We start from the raw sequence: 16417 nt of genomic DNA, 5'->3' as shown, positions 1-16417 counted from the left end.
TCTTTACAAAACTTTACAACGTGTCCCATTTTACACGTACTTCGTCATGACCCCACCCCTGGCTGAATGCTTGGAACGTAGTGTAGCAGCAAGGTGAAAATATAGATTTACTAATTGGTGAATTTACGCCAAGGTGAAATTCTAAATTAAGCTGACTCCTGACTGAATGCCTGGAACGTAGTGTAGTAAAACTAAAAGAAACTATTGCGATAATGAAAAAGACTGATGCAGCTATGCCTGGATCTTCGCTCCAGTAGAGGACATACCTAATATGACTATCAAAGAACTGCTTCTTATCGAAATTGAGTCCTCCCCAGATACCATTTTGGCTGAAACGCTAGACTTTTTACGCTTTCTGAAAACAAAGTCAACCCAAACACAGACCCCGCCAGAAGTAGCAGAATCCACTACTCACACTGAAGTTAATTCCACAGGTCGCTCACTCTTAGAACACTTGAAAACGATTGGTCAATGGTCAGGCGATGATTTACAAGAGTGTCTTGAGCTAGTTTATGCCACTCGCGGCAAAGCCAAATTTGATTACGACAACCCCAAACAGCTTTCCGCTTCGGCTCTGGCGTTACCTCCAGATAACGCTGCAACGTCCCCAGGTCGCTGTGACCAGAAATTTCTTGAATGGTTCTCAAAGGTATCCCAGCGCTTGACATCTGCGTGATAGCAGTTCGCCTAAACGAATGGGTACTGACTCCCTCTACCCCAATGCGCTTGCAGGCATCACGTAAAATCTTGTCTGCCATAAATCGGGTCAGACGTTCAGTTACACCGCGCATACCAGGGAACATTGCTGCCGGTTTGGGTTGGTATTCGCCCAGCATTGCGGCTAGCCCTGCTGGGATGTCCACAATTCAGGTTTTATGCTTGCCTTTGGTGGTAGACTTGCGAAAAGTGATAGCACCAGATTTGATATCAGTCGTCTGAAGTGCTAATGCTTCTGATACGCGACAACCAGTGAAAAGGCAAATTCGGCATAGAGCGCGATCGCGTGGGGTAACTAGTCACTCCGTGAACAATCGCTTCAGTTCGTCTTGAGTTAAAATCTTGCCTTGTCCGTTACCGTCTACTTTCATTTTTGCGATCATAATGGGGATTACACGTTTTTAGTCAAACGTGTAATCGATGCCTCCAAGTCTTCTAGATTCATTGATGTTTACAGCGTTCGCCTAACACTACCTCAGATAGTAGTGAGCCACGCTCATTTGATTGTTACCTCGCTTGAGCCACTACCGCCAGAAAAATACCCCCATATTCTGGGGGCGATTGATGTGGTTGATGTGTCTAAAAGGACACAATAGAATAATAAGAGTTCGCTATAAAGATTTCTGTATATATGCCCATCTTAGAATGAACTGTCGATGGATGTCTTCGGTGATCGCTGACTCTTCAAAATCGCTTCACAACAACTTTTCAATAAAATCGCTATTTACACCGTTAACCATTGCAAAAATTTTCCGAGACCTTTTTCAAATATTCAATCCGGCAGCAACCGCGCCGCCATTGGTCTTTAGTCAAAGGATAATAACTAGACCAAATACTTCCATCTGGCGCTGAATAAAAAAATGTAATTACAGCCGATTGAGAGCCAAAGTTACAGGTACTCACTTGTATCTCCTCTCCAAGAGCAAAGGTCTGTCCTTGACTATTAGTAACTGTCTCTAATTTTTTATATGGTGGTATTCGTTTCTCTAGTTGGGGTTGTTTATTTTCTAGTTCTGGTTGTGCTAAATCAATAGCTTTACTTGACGAGCTTTGAGCTAATTCTTCTAGATTAACTGTTGGTGTTGATGCGGTTAATGGGAAGTCAGACGAGTCTATAGCTGCATTGATTTTTTCAAGTCCAGCATCAGGAGTAGCTTGAGGGCTACTGTTTGATGGCTCCATCTCAATGCTTTGACTCTGGTTATTCAAAACGTCCAACTCCGGTACACTGTTTTGATTTTCTTGTGGTGCAATGGTTGATGATGAATCGGATGGTGCTGGGCTATTAGTATTCTGCTTGACGATACGCACAATAGCTGGTTGAGTTGGCGGAGATATTTCTGTTGATGCTGAAATATTCGTTTTTTTTAATTTCGGTTTGGGCATAACTTATTATTTGCGGCAATGCACTCAAGGGGCGTGAGGTAAGTAACTTGAGTTCTAGTGATGATGATGGAAGCTTTTTCTGTTGGATTAGCTTACGTATACTTGTGGGTATCTTTTGGTGGCGTGGTTGATAACTTTTTAGTTTTTGATTGCTCATGAGCCATATATTTAATGCACTCCCCTGATTCAATTACTAAGTCAGTCCCCACACGCCGCACCTGAAAATTCCAGAAACACTTCACCGATTTGGGCGGTAGAAATCCCAATAGTCTCAGTTTAAAATCCTTGGGTGGCTCCAAATTCATCCGAGGTTCACGTTGAATTTTGACTTCGACTATCCCAAATTCATAGTCAAGGTATACAACTACTCCTTGTACAGAAAAGTTATCAGCTAGTGACTGAAATTCTGCCTTAACTGATTCGGTATATTCCGATGGTGTCTTCACACTTATTAAACTCACATCTAATCCTATGCCATTTGGTGATAATAGTGTTCTGGGGTAAACAGTCCACAAGTAATCTCGTGATAAATCAAGTTGGGCTTGAACTATTTTAGATGCTCTCTTTTGGAGAATGGCATTGAGTATTACACCGTCAACAGTTATTAGTTGGCCTTTATAAATAAGCTCACTACTTGGAACATACCTTCCCCACAGCCGCCCAATTGCACGATATTGTAGAGAATCTGTTGGCGTTATCGGTTGATTATTGACTGATAACTGCTGTGTATCGGTAGTAATGGTCATGCTGACAATCTTGAATATATATATGAAAACACTAACCTTTGGAAAAGCGATCGCCTTTAAAGAAAACTGAGATCGCCAAGAAAATCTGTCTATGAAGAAGCGCCAGCTTCAGCTACAGCAGCGCCCACGTCTGGTTTAGACTCCTTGGGTTTTTTCTGAAAAATTTGAATTCCTGCGTCAACCACTTCAAACCCTGACTCTGTTCGTTGGCCAAGCTTGCCCGATACAGCCCCAGCCCAGTCTGCAAATTCCGAGGCGCTAGTTTCAGCCTTCCGCCAGCTTTTGGCGTTAACTTGAGCAGTAAAAACTATGCCGTTCTGATCAGTCAACTCGATTGCAACTTTTTTATTTTCTGTTGGTTTGGCTGTTGGTAATTCGCCACTAAATTTTATTGTCACTTCGCTTTTGACTTCCATAGCTTACCCCTGGCTCATCATCAATTTCATTTTTTCGCTCTCTTATTTATCTTGGATTAGGTTGACCACAAGATGCGCGATCGCGCATTGCTATCGTAGTTGATCACTTTCAAAGTAAACGTTGAGCATTCGGCTTGAACGAGAACCAAGACTCAACATTAAAAAACAAAATCTACAAAAAAAATTTACCCCTGTTTTTGACCCTTTTTTCGTCTATCTAATTGATAATTACTCTCAATATTAACCGCCCAAACCGTGATTATTGACGCATTTATCAACAAATATTACAGTTTTGGCACTAGTTTATTGATTTGACTAAATTCGTGCGTCTAAGAGAAAATCTCGACAAAACATCCATTTTCCCAATTCTTGCGACGAAGCCTGACCTTGAACTATTGAAGCAGGTCTGATTGAATCAGCCGCTTCCCCTGGAAGCTCAGGCGACTCTAAAACATTACTCTTGTAGCTTGGGGCATTGACAGTTACAACTGGTGCAGTCAACGCTGGCTGTGACAAGACAATGTAAACATCACTTATTACATAGGCTTTATGTAGTTTACCAGTATTGAAATAGTAGTTCTAAATACTTTGCCCAAGTGGTAGCTGTTGGGTAGCTCAACTGGTGACACCCCGCTACCAGTTGAGCAGTAAAAAAGCGAGTTGTTGAAAATTTGATGATTCCCCAACTGGTAGCTATACGGTAGCCCTACTGCTACCAGTTGAGCATAAGACTTTTTGCGAAAAATTCTGGCGTAATGCTGACTGACTATGACTTACAGCAAATTTTAATCACCTGTTTCATTCTCAATAACTCTAAAATTATTGAGAATATATAATACATTTATGTTGCAATTGTGCTTCAAACAACTGCTCAATCGAGTAATTGCTTGAGCAAGTAAATCTGTAATTCCAACTGTGAGATAGAGTAAATCACAGCAGTCTTGAGAGTGTCGCTGTCAGCACCAATGCGCTTTATGACAAAAGGCCCCCAGCACATCCTTAAAGTACTCAAAACAATTTTAGTCAAACCTCTGCCCGACATTTTATGCTCTCGCTCTCGTAAAAATTGCAGCAACTGGCCATCGCTACTGTCGTGACTGCGCTTAATCGAAAGCACTTCTAAATTAGGTTGCTCCATGTCCTGTATCCCTACCGAATTAGAGGGGTTTATGGGTAAGCCATCGTGTCAATTGATACCAAATTTTTACGACTGTCAAAATGCGCCGTAAACTACCCCTAAGTACCCCTTTACTGTACCAAACGACAGTCGTTTGACAGTCATTACCCAAAAACCCGATGACTGTCAAACGACTGTCGTTATGCCCCCTAAAGGTACTTTTGGGCGTATTTTCGCACCAGCCAGTAAGGGCGATTTCTCCCCAAAAAGTGGATTTCAGGGTTTTGTATAAGTGATACCATACTCACTATGGTTTCATGCCCTGCGGGTGGCTGCGCCATCTCTCGCTGCGCTCGTGACATGAAACCGCCGTTCGCCCGAAGGGGTTTTTGAGTACTACAAAAGCACTGCATTTGTAGCATAAATCTTTTATGTCGCCACTAACAATTCTTAGAATTGAGAAACTAAAAACATTCGGTAACGTTGCCGGAAGTGATGACCATGTTACCAGGAATAGAGAAACACCCAACGCAGATCCAACTAAAGAGAATGTCCGGTTGATTGGGGGAGAAGACGAACGCGCACTCGAAGAGATAGTCTTTGAAAAAATCTCTACGCTCAAGCATCGCCCTCGGCATGATGCAGTGTTATGCACGGAAATGTTTCTCTCGGCATCGCCTGAATATTTCCGTCCTGAAGATCCATCTCTTTCTGGGCAGTGGTCTAATGAGAGAATGCAGCAATGGGCGATCGCATCTCGTGACTGGCTGGCTCAAAACTATGGGTCAAAGTGCGTCAGGGCAGAACTCCACCTAGATGAAAGTACCCCACACATTCACGCCTACATCGTGCCAGTGAACGATAAAACTGGGAGAGTCAGTCATGACGCGATGTTCGGCGGCAGAGGTGGGCAGGGAAGAATTAAGTTATCCAAACTCCAAGACAGTTATGCTGCTGCACTTGCTCCTTTGGGCATTGAACGAGGGGTCAAGGGCAGCAAAGCAACTCACACCAAAGTCAAAGAATATTACCAAGCGGTTAACAGTGAACCACTCACCGCAGTCATTACAAATAACCAATTAGCGCCCACACCATTTGAATCAGCTAGGAGTTATGTAGCCAGGATTCAGTCTGATGAACACTTCCAAGCGATTAACCACCAACTGGCTGATCGCTCCTTTATGGCAGAGCGATTGGAGAGGGCAGAGCAACGGGCTAGGGCCAGCGAAAAGGAGCGACAACGGCTAGAAGAAATTGTACGATCGCTGGAATTGAAAACCCAACAACTGCGCGACTTGGCCTTAGAGGATGTCGCCTGGGAGTTGGGGCTAAACCACGAGGAAGGAAAATGGAAGGGTCACGGACACATCATTAATATAGATGGGCCCAAATTCTACGACTTTGCACCCGAACAGCAGAAAGGCTCAGGGGGTGCGATTGACTTGGTGATGCACGTCAACAATTGCAATTTACGGCAGGCGGTCGTCTGGTTGCATGAGCGATTTGGGGAAGCTGGGGCAGAACGAGCAGCGATAGCCAAAGCTAAAACAGTGGCTGCTGAAATTATCCAGTTAGAACCACGCGACAAATTCAGGCTACCAGTTGAGGATAAAAGCAAGTGGCAGGGAGTCTCCAACTACCTCACCCAAAAACGGGGGATACCATCAAACTTTGTGGAACTTCTGCATAAAAGGGGGTTAGTTTACGCTGATGATCAGCAAAACGCTGTGTTCGTCATGCGGAATCTTAGCGAAGAACCCCAGGCAATAGGAGCATTTCTGCGGGGGACACGGGGCGAGAACAACACTTTCAAGGGCTACGAGAAAGGAACAGTTAGGCGTGAGGGCTGGTTTCACTTCCGCTTAGGCGGACAGCCAACTGATCCTGTAGAGAAAGTGGTGCTTTTGAAATCGCCCATCGATGCCGTGTCTTTTGCCATGCTGGAATATCAGCTTAGAGGCGACGTGCCACCCAATAGAACTTTGTACATGGCGGTAGATAATCCCAAAAGCTTACCAGTAGAGCAATTGCAGAATATTCCTAATTTACAAGTGGCGTTTGACTCGGACGATGCTGGCAATGCAGCTGCACGAGTTGTTAAGGAACTACTGCCACAGTCCAAGCGGCTCAAGTGCAAAGCTAGCGATTGGAATCAGCAGCTACTCGATTATGGGCGACAGTTAAGGCAACAGCAGCAGCAACAGCAGCAGCAGGAGCAGGATGATGAATTGAGTCTTTAATAGTCAGCGTTCTAGTAGTGAACTGTACAGTTAGCTTTGTAGTATTAATGTAGCTGTTTGGTACTTCTTTTTGATGAAAGTGATTTTGAATTCACTTTGATCCTCACTTTTTTTCAAAAAAACTTTCGCAAAAATTTGGCGTACTGTGCGTCATAATCAAAAATTTTTCATCCCACAAATTCAACACAGAACTGACACAGAACTGCCAAAATGCAATGCTTTCCTCTGGCTCAAATTTACAGATTTTCCATCAATCAGCCGTATAACTGCCACAGAATTACCATAAAAATTGCAGCTTTACACTATGCTGTTTTATTACTGAAATTCTTCATTACGGAAGACTGAGGAGCAATAGGAGCGATGGGGCGATCACTCCTAGTCCACACTGCCAACTTCCTCGACCCTGGCTTGACCGCAAAGTGTTGGGTGTTGGGGAAGAGGCTATCACTCTTACTCAGCTGGCGGATCTATTAGACATTGGAGATTAGGGATTGGGTGAAACGGGCAATGGGGCAATCGCTGTAAACTATTTGGATAAAACATTGTTCCAAACTCCTAGACGTTGTTGTCTAGCCTTGACTTCAATGTGGGCAATGCTTTTCATGTTTTGGCAACCTTGAGAAAACTTTGTATCAAAAGTAGCCATACCATTGGCTATTTGTAGATAACTAAAGTCTTTAAACTTTGAATTGTGAGACTGATTTGGGTTAATAGAAACTTCAGCCACCATAAAACCAAATCTGTCCCTATTGACAGGAGCTATTAACACTTCAGCATTTCCCTGATCTACTAAACCTTGCAAGTTAGCTTGTGATTGTATACCTAATGGTTGATTTAGTTCTGGGGCATCTACACCACAAAGCCGGATTTTGTCTATCTTGCCATCATTTATGATCATAATTTTGTCACCATCAATAACTTTGGTGACTATGGCTGATTTTCTCAAAAGTACATTCTGGTTAATAGTTTTGCTACTACTTGGGGTAAATGTGATCGTTACAGTGATCGGGATAGTAATGATCAATCCAAGCGAAATTTTCTTAACAACCGCTTTTAAGGAAACCATAACGTGTTAGAACTCCGATTTTTTTTTTGATTTCTATTGAAATTGATGCACCCAACCAGGGAGCTACAATCTCTATAATTTTGTCTTAAGAGTTTTACCTAAAATATTTTAGGGTAAATTTAGTATAACGTAAATTACTATAGGCAACAATCATTGCCTAAAATTTTTGAGGGAAGTATGTTAAGCTAATAGTGTTGGTACTCAAGGTATAGGTATGGCAGCTATGAAAGTAATTTCGCGAATATCAGAGCTTCGCGAAAGAGAAGGAATTACTCAACGTCAGCTGGCTGAGCTTTTAGGTGTTACAGATAACACAGTTGCTAACTGGGAATCAGGCAGAAGCAGTGTAGATTGGATTGATAAGGTAATAAAGCTGTGCAAAATTTTTAACTGCTTGGCCGAAGATTTAGTCAATTATGAGCCAGACATTGAATCAGAGAAAGAAGATTCTTTAGCAGAGATACGTGCACGTCTGAATCCTCGCAAGCCAGTGCAATCAAATCCATCCAACCCAGATTTAACTTTAGATTTGAGGGTACGCTAACTATGCAGATAATGACAGATGCCGACTTATTACTGGAGTATCTGCTATATCAAACAGAGGCTGAAGAACTGATGGAGATTATTAAGGAGGGAAAAATTCAGTTCTTTATCACAGATGTTGGTTTATCTAAGATCCGTGAAATAGCAAGCAGAATGGATCACCCAGAGGAAACCGAAAAAATTTTAAGGAAGCTACTAACGTATGTTTCAGTCTGTTCTGTTGATGCCGATTTAATTGAAAAAGCGAATCTACTTAACTTTAAAGATTTTGAATCTGCTCTAGAGGTTACTTGTGCTTGTGCGAATGGAATTGGTGCAGTTGTTACACGGAATCGCCAAAACTTTGACGGTGTTAAATTTAATGTTCTATCAACTTCTCAAATTTCAGTTCGTCAATATCTAGAAAATTTGCTACTTAATACCAAGTTAGTGTCTCCTCCAAATATTGAAGTGGGGAAAGCTCAAGGTTTAAACCCCAATATTCCACCTATTGTTTTTGTGCCTAATATCTCAGATATTCAATATTTAGAAGAGTTTTTGCAAAATAACGAAGTCTCAGGAGCCATTGATATGCAAGATTTAAACAACTCGAAGTTAAAGAAGCGCATATCTAATGCCATTCAAGCAGGAGCAATGGAGGCTGCAAGAGTGGTGTTTGATCATCCTCTAATTATGATCCCACTTGTTACTGTAAAAGCATTTATGGACAACGAATAGTGTCTAGTTGCAGATTAAATTGGTTCTTAGCAATTTTTGGTGACGATTGAAGGCTACCTACTTTAAGACAGCGAGTTACAGCAAATTGCAACTTGGTGAGGTACAGATAATCGTGGGGGCACAACATATTGTGCCCCTACCCGTGTACTTCATTTACCTGAAATACGCTGTAATTGGAGGTAGGCGGGGTATTTGGCGCTCTCAGTAAATCGAAAATTTTTCCAGAATATTTACTCAGTAGCTGCTACGACTGCTACTGTGTGCCAGCACTTTGGGTAATGAAAACGAACATATACCAAAAACTGCGATCGCTGGTTTTTCAGATTTAAGTTCAGAGAATAGATATATTAGAGAGATAATATGTGCCAAAAAATCGGAAGTCAGGTATTGGCAAATAACAACGGATAAAGAAGAACTTCCAAAAAACACGACTTGGTATGTCATGAGTAAATATCCAGACATTACCCCAAGAGGCGTGGGCAATTTTTATGGTTTAAGAACTTGGTAGAATATGGTTTAAAACAAAGTAAAAATGAATTAGGGTGGGCAGATTTTCGCCTAACTCATTATTCACAAATAGAGAAGTGGTGGGAAATTGTTTTTAGTGCTTATCTTTTGGTTAGTCTTCATTCCGAACAACTGCTTAAATTTCCGCCACAATCTGAATCTAGATTTTCATCACATCCTTGGTGGAATCAAGGCAATGGTTGGAATAGTATTCTTAATAATCTCCGTTTGATACTTCAGCCCTTTACGCTATTTAACTTAATTAAACCTTGGTTCACAGTCTTTACAATCCCTAAGCTATCTGAGGGATTTTTTCAACTTCAAATGATTGTTAATAATCTGACTCGCTCAATTTTCCAAAACTTCAATATACCTTATTTCTATTTTTCCTCTGCCTAGAGTGACAAAAGAGGGTTAACTACATCGGAGCGAAAGCTGAACACACAAAGACTTGAGCCATTTAGCAACTCGCCAGAGAATTGCGATCGCACTTATTGGGAAACGGGACTATCACGCCATCCACTCCATCCAATCGGGCGCAGATGACATCAGTTGAGCAAATCTGTCTGGGCTGACCTCACCAAACTCCAGCATCACGCCCCAACGCTCATCACTCGTTAGGGTACTGAGTAATTCTTTAACCTGGTCAACCCCGGACTCAAAGCGCTCAATTGCTAACTGAGCATAATATTTTACCTGCTGCCACCAGTCATCATTAAGTGTTTCTACAAGTTCTACTTCCCCGTCCATACCCCCGCAATTATTATCTCCAATTACATTAGGGGGGGGTGTGGACGGAGGGTTAATTCCATACTGCATCTGCATCCTAGCAGCATAAGCTGCATGACGTTCTTGCTCCTCCTGGCGAAATCGTTCCCTCTCCTCCCGTTGCCGTTGCCGATACTCCAATACCTTCTGGGCAAACTCTACATCCTCAGTATTCAGCCGATAGTACCTAACGCGCTTACCATCTTCAAGCGGTCGCCGTGATTCGGTGGACAGTCCCAGTTGAGCGAGATACTGCCCCAAAATCCATACAGGAGATTCATCGAGGGGAATGGTCAGATTGAGAATCCCCTTAACGTGAGATGCGTTGCGTTTGGAGAACTGGTCCAAAACCTGAATCATCGCTTCGTCCCCTTTAATCTCAACCCCAGACATGAGATCCATCAACACTGCCCTCAGTCCTAGCCGATGACGCATAAGCCACGCGGTAGAATGGTTACTCCAGTCAGTGCATATAGCCAAGCGCGAGCGCTCCGTTTTATCCCGTTCCACCACAATATTCGGCGGTGCAACAAACTCTCGCCCAAGGTCATCGGTAATTGTCTCTCCGCTTGGAGCTAAAATTGCCTCCAGTGCGACAATCTTCTTAATTAACCGCCCAGAGTCATCTTTCTCTACCAGTTCCGGGGTAACAGTCATCCCGTAAGTGTCTTGTATGCGGAACTTCTCACACTCCAAAACGAATTCTGGCTTGAGATAGTCTTGGTGCTGCCTAGCCGTATAAGTCCTTCTATCAATATCTTTGGCATTAGCAACCTTGCGAAAATGTTCCTCATCGATGGCAATACCTGCCGCTTTCATCCACCGGGAAGCCCCCTCATCGGTTGCATCACCCACAGGCACAATAGTATTGCCCATTTCTTCTAAGAGCGATCGCAGATCGACCCGTAAATTATTAATCGACCAATTCCGTTGCCCCTCAATCTGACAACTAGCATCCAATGCCCAATCCTTCTCAGCCCCACGTTTGCCTGAATCCCTGTTAATGCGAATCAGAAAAGCGGTCATCTCATTTGTTTGAAGAATCTTTTCTTTAATGCGTCGGGCATTGGTTTCGGCGTAACCAAAGGGGGGACGCGGAGCAACCCAAACATACATGGGGACATCTGGACGATACCGCCATAACTGCTGGGCGCATTCTGTAGCCGACTGCGAGACAGCATGAAACACGCCAAACACGGCATCAAAATGATAGCTGGAAATGTCAACCCCTGAACTGAGACTGGGAGTAATTAAAAAAGCGTCAAGATCCTTAATGGCAACGTTAATCTCCCTGATGAAAATCACATTCTCTTCGCTACCGCTATTTTCCGAGTGAATAGCCCACACCCGTAGCTGTCGGTCTTCGGCTGATTCCGGTATATTATCATCAGGCGTATCCATCGATGTCCCGTCATTGAGCGCTCGTTCTAACTTTTTGATGAAGCGCTTACTGTCACTGACCATCATCAGTTTTTTACCCAACATCAGTTGAGCGTGGAACTCGGCAACGATTGCGCTGCTATTTTTCCCCTCGTACCAATGAACTTGACGACCGCCTGAGCGATACTGGTTTTTGATGATGTACGGTTTTTCACCAGCCGGTCGCAAATTCATGAAAAACTCAATGGTCAAATCATCGAGGTGAGCATCAGCTAAAACAACCAGCTTGGCGTTGTAAACCAGATACTCCAATACTTCCAGAATCGCCCCCCGGTGTTCCTTGCAGGTTTTTGACTTCAGCAAGTGAGCGAGATACTGGCAGGCTTCATCAATAAATAGAATGTCATAAGCCTGTAAATCATTTGCCATTTTATACAGAGAATCCACGGTAATGCTGAGAGCTTTTACCTGACCCCAGTCACCGCAAGAAATCGCGGAGTACATTGCTGTTTGTAAGCGATCGCTGAGATTCTTGAGCAAAGTAACCCGATGCCCATTGTTCAAAAAACTGAGTTGGGGGTTATCTCTTCTGAGAACTGCCAAGATTTCAGTCTTTCCTGTTCCCATGTCGGAAACCAAACCAACTAACCCCGATTGAGGTAGGGAGTGGATCGCAAGTGAGAGATAACGGGTATTAACTGTCACATTGGGCTTGTACTTATGGAGTCCCCTGACACGATTGATGAAAAATCTTTGCTGGTATTCGCTCATTCTCAAGGCATCAGCAATCATCGTGGTCACGGCTTTAGGAGCCTTTTTACCCAAAGCTACAACCCAATCGTCAATTCCTTTCTCTGGGCCTGGCAGCAGCGCTACTTCACATTGGCAACAAAGTTCTACAATTGCAGAAGCTGTGCGGCGTGTGGCTTGAAAAATCTGCTGTTTGGTTTTGGGTTTGCTTTCGTAGTCGAACAGAACAACGAATTTACGACCCTTTTGAGTCATTGGGACTAAATCAGGGTGTAGTCTTTCTAAATCCTCCTTGCCCACTCGACCATTCCAGATTCCAGGCAGTGCGATCGCCACAAATCCCAACGACAGCAAGCAACCACCCTTCTTCTCTCCCTCTGTAAGGATTACAGGGATTTCGGGATGTGCCATTACCCAAGCCCAAAAACCTAACGCCTCTCCTTGGTCGGTAATGGTAATATGTTCTGGCATCGGCACGTTATACCGGAGTGATACCAACCGCCATAAATGTAGGGGCATTCTCAAGTAAGTAACTCGGTTGGGAGTTTTGGGTGGTGACTCGTACTTGACTGGCTTTTGAGTTTGCTGCTGTGTTGTCTTGTCCCATTCAAGGCGGGGGTAATCTGGTTTCATCCGTCCCCAGTCCATCGCCAACCAATCATTAAGGGGGTCAAGTCCACTAACCCACCATGCACCGGACTCCGCGTGGGCATATCGTTTCAAGTAGCCATCACGCAGCCGCCCATCGTTACGTCTGGCAGTTTGAGGTAGAGCGCATAGCAGATATTCGTACACTGAGGGGCCACTAAGAGAGCGGACATTCAAAGCTGTTAACTTTGGGTCAACACCTGAACCAATAACCCATTCTTGCCAATGGCTTTGAGTTAGCTGGTCGTTTCCATTAGCTTCATTGATGCTAATTACATTGGTTTGTGCCATTTTGATAACCTCCGATAATGGTTGTATTCATCGGAGCTACCCACTGTTAATGGCTAAAGTAGCAGTGCTGATATCAAGTGTTGCCAATGGCTAACCACTTTATCTCTACTCAGTAAAGAAAAAATTTCAGATTTACAAGAAACCAATCGTCTTGACTAAAAGGCCTGAAATTAAGAGCATGAAACTCTCATGATTAGTTTTATAGGGTTGATGTCACCTGATTAAAGCTGTGCTAACTTTACCTCAACTACGCAAACATTGTTAAACTGAAATTGCTATATACGGTTAGTAGCCTAATTGCTAGGCGTATGTCTTGCGTATGGGCAGCTAGCCGATTTCTTATTTTTTACTTGCTTCCAAAGCTGACCAAGCGGCTGGTGTAATGTTTGGAATTAGTTTATGAATAGTCAAAAATGCAGAAATCAGCCCTATGCTTTAGCTCAAGGCAAAATAAAACAGCTTTAAAAAGAAAAAACAAAATATTCACGATGCTATCCTCATATACGAGGCATCTAGGCGTAAAATTCATCCCTAAATTATTTGCATCTAAGTAGCTCTTGCTGACATTCCGCTTTAAATCTAGAGTCGGGGAAAATTGTAGCGCCAGATGCCTTTTTTGCAATTTGTCCAAAAAAAGGCATAAAATATCCGACCCTGTATGCTAAGATTGCGAACAGGGGTCGAGTCGTGAGGCCTCGTTAGTTCTTCAAACAATTTGGTGTCTGTCTGACCCGCCAAAGTCTTGGACATCAATACTGTTATCTAACGACTCCCCTTACCATTTTGACTATCCGAATATACTGCTAGTGTCGTTGCCCCCTCCTTTTTGTATTGATTGATTTCAGTCTGATTTGCAGACTTACTTTGGTAAGGTTAGCATGAAAAGCTGCTTGACAGTATCAAAACAGGCTAATCTGTTTTGTTTTGCAGGCTTGCAAATACTCAGGCATTTGCCCGAAAAACAAATCCACTTGCGCTATCCACCCTTTCAATAGACAGTTAACTCTTGAAGCAGTGTGCTTAAGCAGTTGAGTAAGCCATTTTATCAACGGTGCTAGTTCATCTAGCACCGTTTCAGTTTTTTCTAATCGAGAACATATATCTTGAACCATGTTTTCCTTTAATACTATTCGTGCGGTGTTTGGTGCTGTTCGGTTAACCATTGCAGTGCTAGCACTCTTAAAATGTGGCTCATATTCGTTTTCATGCTTGTGCAAGCCTGCTTGAGTTGCTCTCGTTCATCTTCCAGCATGAAAACCCTGACCTCTGCTGCACCTTCTTGGCGACTGGTAACTATTGGAATGCTCATAATAAGCTCTGTTTGGCTATCTGTGTTATACAAAACTTGCTCATTAGTATAACATTCAGGCGAATTACTGTGTGATACAGATGAAGAGATTTCTTCTGTTAATTTTTGTGATGACTCTGGCTCAATAACTTTTTTGGAGGTTCTAGATACCCCTTTTGTACTAAGACTTCTTTTATAAGTTCGTCCAATAAGCTGCTAACAGTTTTATCCTCATCCTCTGCCCATCGCTCTAGCGCTTGTTTTACATGATCGCTCGTGACAAACATTACTCGTGGTCTTTTACCTGCTGGCATGGCATTTTTTAACTTTAAATTGTGTACCTCAGTCAAGACAGTAGCTAATTCTCAGATACTTAGCTACAATCTGTCTGATTTTTTTTTGAGAAAAGTAAATTAATTCTTCTAGAAATGCTGATAATTCTCTGAGAAAATGCTACTTTAAAGTTGTCAGCCAAAAACAGCCACAAAACAAAGGCAATAGAAGCCAGAAAGTGATGCTATGGCTAACCCCTAACTGGATGTGTGGACTTAAGGCGATTCAGCCTCTAAATTCTCCAAAGCCAGAATAATCAAGACTTTACCAATCGTCTGAACCATGACAGCTATATATTCCAATGCCAAAAACTGGCTAGTTCAAGCGGATTTGTTAGCCAAATCAGGGCTAACTGACCTCATCGCCGGAAAAGACTCAGGTGCAGGGTACGGCAAGGCAATCATCGGTGATTTTTCGATCATGATGCCTGCCGCATACTCACTTGTTCGCAACCGAAACATCATGCACCACGAAACCATCTCAAAAGATGGGGCATGGGTTCGATATGTAGATGGAACGCGGCTTGACTTAAAAGACGTTCAATTTTTCTGGGGCAGTGCGGCTCTAGCTCAAAGTGACCACACCTTGCTGCACGAGGATAAGGCGAAAAAAGCAGAACTGGCATTAGAAAGCATTCTTGCAGACTTAGCAGTTCTGAATATTCCCGATGGAGTCAAGCTTTCGATTAGTTTGAGCAATCACAACCCAGAACGCTGGGCAGATGAAATTAAACGCCGAGTAGAAGGAACTCACACCTTTGAGCATCTGCACCCTGTAACCCGTTCCATTGTCACCAAGACAGTTGAGATTGTTGTCACAGGCATCTATCCCGAAGGTTTTGGAAGCATTGCCCACTGCCTATTCGGTGAAGCAAGTCTGGTACTAGACCCCTCAGAATTAGCGATCGCACTTGATATCGGTTCATCAACTTGGTTGATTACCGTGTTCAACGGTAGCGGTGCAGTGATTGACCGTCACTTGATTGAAGGTGGAGCCGGTGAACTGCATTCGATGATTGCAGAAGCGCTCGACAAACGAAACGACAAAGTAAGTCTGCTGTCCAAGGACGTGAAGCACTCGCCCAGTCTCGTTAACCAGGGGATTATTGAAGGCACTTTCACTTATGGAGGCAACCACCTGACTGGTAAGAAGTTTGAAACCGAGTACAGCCAGTGTCTAGATCAGTGGTGGAGTAACAGGATTGAGAAATTCGCCAACTTTGTGACTGCTGGCAATTATCTAGACCGCGCTAAATACCTTGTCGCCTGGGGTGGGGGTGTTTCGCTGCCAGTGGTGGATCAAAACTTAGCCGATTTAGGCTGTGTGATTTTGAACAATCCCCAATTTATCAATGCTTTGGGGTTGAAGCTATTAACTCAAATATCAATTGGAGCTTAGTTAATGAATTACGAATCTCGGCGTATAACCATCTCCTACCTAGCAGTAATTGGCATCACCGTGCCAAAACGGGAAAATTGTACGCTAAGGCTAAAAGCCTTTCTCC

General features: G+C 43.2%; 15 protein-coding genes and 3 pseudogenes. 7 read left to right on the top strand and 11 right to left on the bottom strand.

What is annotated here, in order from left to right; genetic code table 11:
• Nucleotides 1-271: 271 nt before the first annotated feature.
• A pseudogene (locus ACFE90_RS25495) lies at nucleotides 272-544 on the top strand (DUF2281 domain-containing protein); the annotation flags it as partial.
• A 94-nt stretch (nucleotides 545-638) separates the two neighbouring features.
• On the opposite strand, the pseudogene ACFE90_RS25490 reads toward ACFE90_RS25495, so the two are convergent.
• A pseudogene (locus tag ACFE90_RS25490) lies at nucleotides 639-758 on the bottom strand (site-specific integrase); the annotation flags it as partial.
• Between the two features lie 306 nt (nucleotides 759-1064).
• On the opposite strand from ACFE90_RS25490, the gene ACFE90_RS25485 reads away from it, so the two are divergent.
• Nucleotides 1065-1313 carry a hypothetical protein gene (locus tag ACFE90_RS25485; RefSeq protein WP_375505233.1) on the top strand — a complete coding sequence of 83 codons (249 nt, stop codon included), beginning with the start codon at nucleotides 1065-1067 and terminating at the stop codon, nucleotides 1311-1313.
• A gap of 136 nt (nucleotides 1314-1449) precedes the next feature.
• Here ACFE90_RS25485 and ACFE90_RS25480 read toward each other — a convergent pair whose 3' ends face one another.
• From ACFE90_RS25480 to ACFE90_RS25455, 6 genes are all read right to left on the bottom strand, one after another.
• Entirely contained in the window at nucleotides 1450-2103 is a 654-nt protein-coding gene (locus ACFE90_RS25480; protein WP_375505232.1) for a hypothetical protein, read from the bottom strand.
• Nucleotides 2104-2195: 92 nt separating this feature from the next.
• Nucleotides 2196-2849, bottom strand: a complete 654-nt coding sequence (locus ACFE90_RS25475; protein ID WP_375505231.1) for a hypothetical protein — start codon at nucleotides 2847-2849, stop codon at nucleotides 2196-2198.
• A gap of 89 nt (nucleotides 2850-2938) precedes the next feature.
• Nucleotides 2939-3265 (bottom strand): hypothetical protein, encoded by a 327-nt coding sequence (locus tag ACFE90_RS25470; RefSeq protein ID WP_375505230.1) that lies wholly within the window; start codon nucleotides 3263-3265, stop codon nucleotides 2939-2941.
• A gap of 315 nt (nucleotides 3266-3580) precedes the next feature.
• Entirely contained in the window at nucleotides 3581-3781 is a 201-nt protein-coding gene (locus tag ACFE90_RS25465; RefSeq protein ID WP_375505229.1) for a hypothetical protein, read from the bottom strand.
• Between the two features lie 355 nt (nucleotides 3782-4136).
• Nucleotides 4137-4403 (bottom strand): hypothetical protein, encoded by a 267-nt coding sequence (locus tag ACFE90_RS25460; protein WP_375505228.1) that lies wholly within the window; start codon nucleotides 4401-4403, stop codon nucleotides 4137-4139.
• Between the two features lie 188 nt (nucleotides 4404-4591).
• Nucleotides 4592-4804 (bottom strand): hypothetical protein, encoded by a 213-nt coding sequence (locus tag ACFE90_RS25455; protein ID WP_375505227.1) that lies wholly within the window; start codon nucleotides 4802-4804, stop codon nucleotides 4592-4594.
• A 9-nt stretch (nucleotides 4805-4813) separates the two neighbouring features.
• Here ACFE90_RS25455 and mobV point away from each other — a divergent pair, with 9 nt between their 5' ends.
• A complete protein-coding gene (gene mobV, locus ACFE90_RS25450; protein ID WP_375505226.1) occupies nucleotides 4814-6622 on the top strand; it encodes a MobV family relaxase in 1809 nt (602 codons plus the stop codon).
• Nucleotides 6623-7148: 526 nt separating this feature from the next.
• Here mobV and ACFE90_RS25445 read toward each other — a convergent pair.
• Nucleotides 7149-7688 (bottom strand): thermonuclease family protein, encoded by a 540-nt coding sequence (locus ACFE90_RS25445; RefSeq protein WP_375505225.1) that lies wholly within the window; start codon nucleotides 7686-7688, stop codon nucleotides 7149-7151.
• Between the two features lie 214 nt (nucleotides 7689-7902).
• Between ACFE90_RS25445 and ACFE90_RS25440 the strand changes: the two genes are divergently transcribed.
• The 3 genes and pseudogenes from ACFE90_RS25440 to ACFE90_RS25430 form a co-directional block, all read left to right on the top strand.
• The gene (locus ACFE90_RS25440; protein WP_375505224.1) at nucleotides 7903-8232 is read left to right on the top strand and encodes a helix-turn-helix transcriptional regulator; all 330 of its coding nucleotides are present in this window, start codon (nucleotides 7903-7905) and stop codon (nucleotides 8230-8232) included.
• Between the two features lie 11 nt (nucleotides 8233-8243).
• Nucleotides 8244-8948 (top strand): type II toxin-antitoxin system VapC family toxin, encoded by a 705-nt coding sequence (locus tag ACFE90_RS25435; RefSeq protein WP_375505223.1) that lies wholly within the window; start codon nucleotides 8244-8246, stop codon nucleotides 8946-8948.
• 316 nt (nucleotides 8949-9264) lie between these two features.
• Nucleotides 9265-9854, top strand: a pseudogene (locus ACFE90_RS25430) (IS701 family transposase); the annotation flags it as partial.
• Nucleotides 9855-9965: 111 nt separating this feature from the next.
• On the opposite strand, the gene ACFE90_RS25425 reads toward ACFE90_RS25430, so the two are convergent.
• The 3 genes from ACFE90_RS25425 to ACFE90_RS25415 all read right to left on the bottom strand — a co-directional run bounded on the left by ACFE90_RS25425 (nucleotide 9966) and on the right by ACFE90_RS25415 (nucleotide 14894).
• Nucleotides 9966-13292 (bottom strand): plasmid replication protein, CyRepA1 family, encoded by a 3327-nt coding sequence (locus ACFE90_RS25425; protein ID WP_375505222.1) that lies wholly within the window; start codon nucleotides 13290-13292, stop codon nucleotides 9966-9968.
• Between the two features lie 1126 nt (nucleotides 13293-14418).
• Nucleotides 14419-14601, bottom strand: a complete 183-nt coding sequence (locus ACFE90_RS25420; RefSeq protein WP_152592908.1) for a hypothetical protein — start codon at nucleotides 14599-14601, stop codon at nucleotides 14419-14421.
• Between the two features lie 98 nt (nucleotides 14602-14699).
• Complete coding sequence (locus tag ACFE90_RS25415; protein WP_152592907.1) at nucleotides 14700-14894, bottom strand: hypothetical protein; 195 nt, start codon at nucleotides 14892-14894, stop codon at nucleotides 14700-14702.
• Between the two features lie 301 nt (nucleotides 14895-15195).
• On the opposite strand from ACFE90_RS25415, the gene ACFE90_RS25410 reads away from it, so the two are divergent.
• On the top strand, nucleotides 15196-16311 hold the full coding sequence (locus tag ACFE90_RS25410) for a ParM/StbA family protein (RefSeq protein ID WP_375505221.1): 1116 nt from the start codon (nucleotides 15196-15198) through the stop codon (nucleotides 16309-16311).
• Nucleotides 16312-16417: the final 106 nt, after the last annotated feature.

It is taken from the genome of uncultured Nostoc sp. (assembly GCF_964245445.1).
Classification (GTDB): domain Bacteria; phylum Cyanobacteriota; class Cyanobacteriia; order Cyanobacteriales; family Nostocaceae; genus Nostoc.
The sequence above is the reverse complement of the archived record's forward strand: the minus strand, read 5'-3'. Positions and strand labels throughout refer to the sequence as shown.

What these genes read in the sequence shown, in the direction of transcription:
- ACFE90_RS25440 (WP_375505224.1), top strand. Translation starts at nt 7,903, where the DNA reads ATGGCAGCTATGAAAGTAATTTCGCGAATATCAGAGCTTCGCGAAAGA.
- ACFE90_RS25420 (WP_152592908.1), bottom strand. Translation starts at nt 14,601, where the DNA reads ATGAGCATTCCAATAGTTACCAGTCGCCAAGAAGGTGCAGCAGAGGTC.
- ACFE90_RS25455 (WP_375505227.1), bottom strand. Translation starts at nt 4,804, where the DNA reads ATGCTACAAATGCAGTGCTTTTGTAGTACTCAAAAACCCCTTCGGGCG.
- mobV (WP_375505226.1), top strand. Translation starts at nt 4,814, where the DNA reads ATGTCGCCACTAACAATTCTTAGAATTGAGAAACTAAAAACATTCGGT.
- ACFE90_RS25410 (WP_375505221.1), top strand. Translation starts at nt 15,196, where the DNA reads ATGACAGCTATATATTCCAATGCCAAAAACTGGCTAGTTCAAGCGGAT.
- ACFE90_RS25415 (WP_152592907.1), bottom strand. Translation starts at nt 14,894, where the DNA reads ATGCCAGCAGGTAAAAGACCACGAGTAATGTTTGTCACGAGCGATCAT.
- ACFE90_RS25435 (WP_375505223.1), top strand. Translation starts at nt 8,244, where the DNA reads ATGACAGATGCCGACTTATTACTGGAGTATCTGCTATATCAAACAGAG.
- ACFE90_RS25460 (WP_375505228.1), bottom strand. Translation starts at nt 4,403, where the DNA reads ATGGAGCAACCTAATTTAGAAGTGCTTTCGATTAAGCGCAGTCACGAC.
- ACFE90_RS25470 (WP_375505230.1), bottom strand. Translation starts at nt 3,265, where the DNA reads ATGGAAGTCAAAAGCGAAGTGACAATAAAATTTAGTGGCGAATTACCA.
- ACFE90_RS25445 (WP_375505225.1), bottom strand. Translation starts at nt 7,688, where the DNA reads ATGGTTTCCTTAAAAGCGGTTGTTAAGAAAATTTCGCTTGGATTGATC.
- ACFE90_RS25425 (WP_375505222.1), bottom strand. Translation starts at nt 13,292, where the DNA reads ATGGCACAAACCAATGTAATTAGCATCAATGAAGCTAATGGAAACGAC.
- ACFE90_RS25480 (WP_375505232.1), bottom strand. Translation starts at nt 2,103, where the DNA reads ATGCCCAAACCGAAATTAAAAAAAACGAATATTTCAGCATCAACAGAA.
- ACFE90_RS25475 (WP_375505231.1), bottom strand. Translation starts at nt 2,849, where the DNA reads ATGACCATTACTACCGATACACAGCAGTTATCAGTCAATAATCAACCG.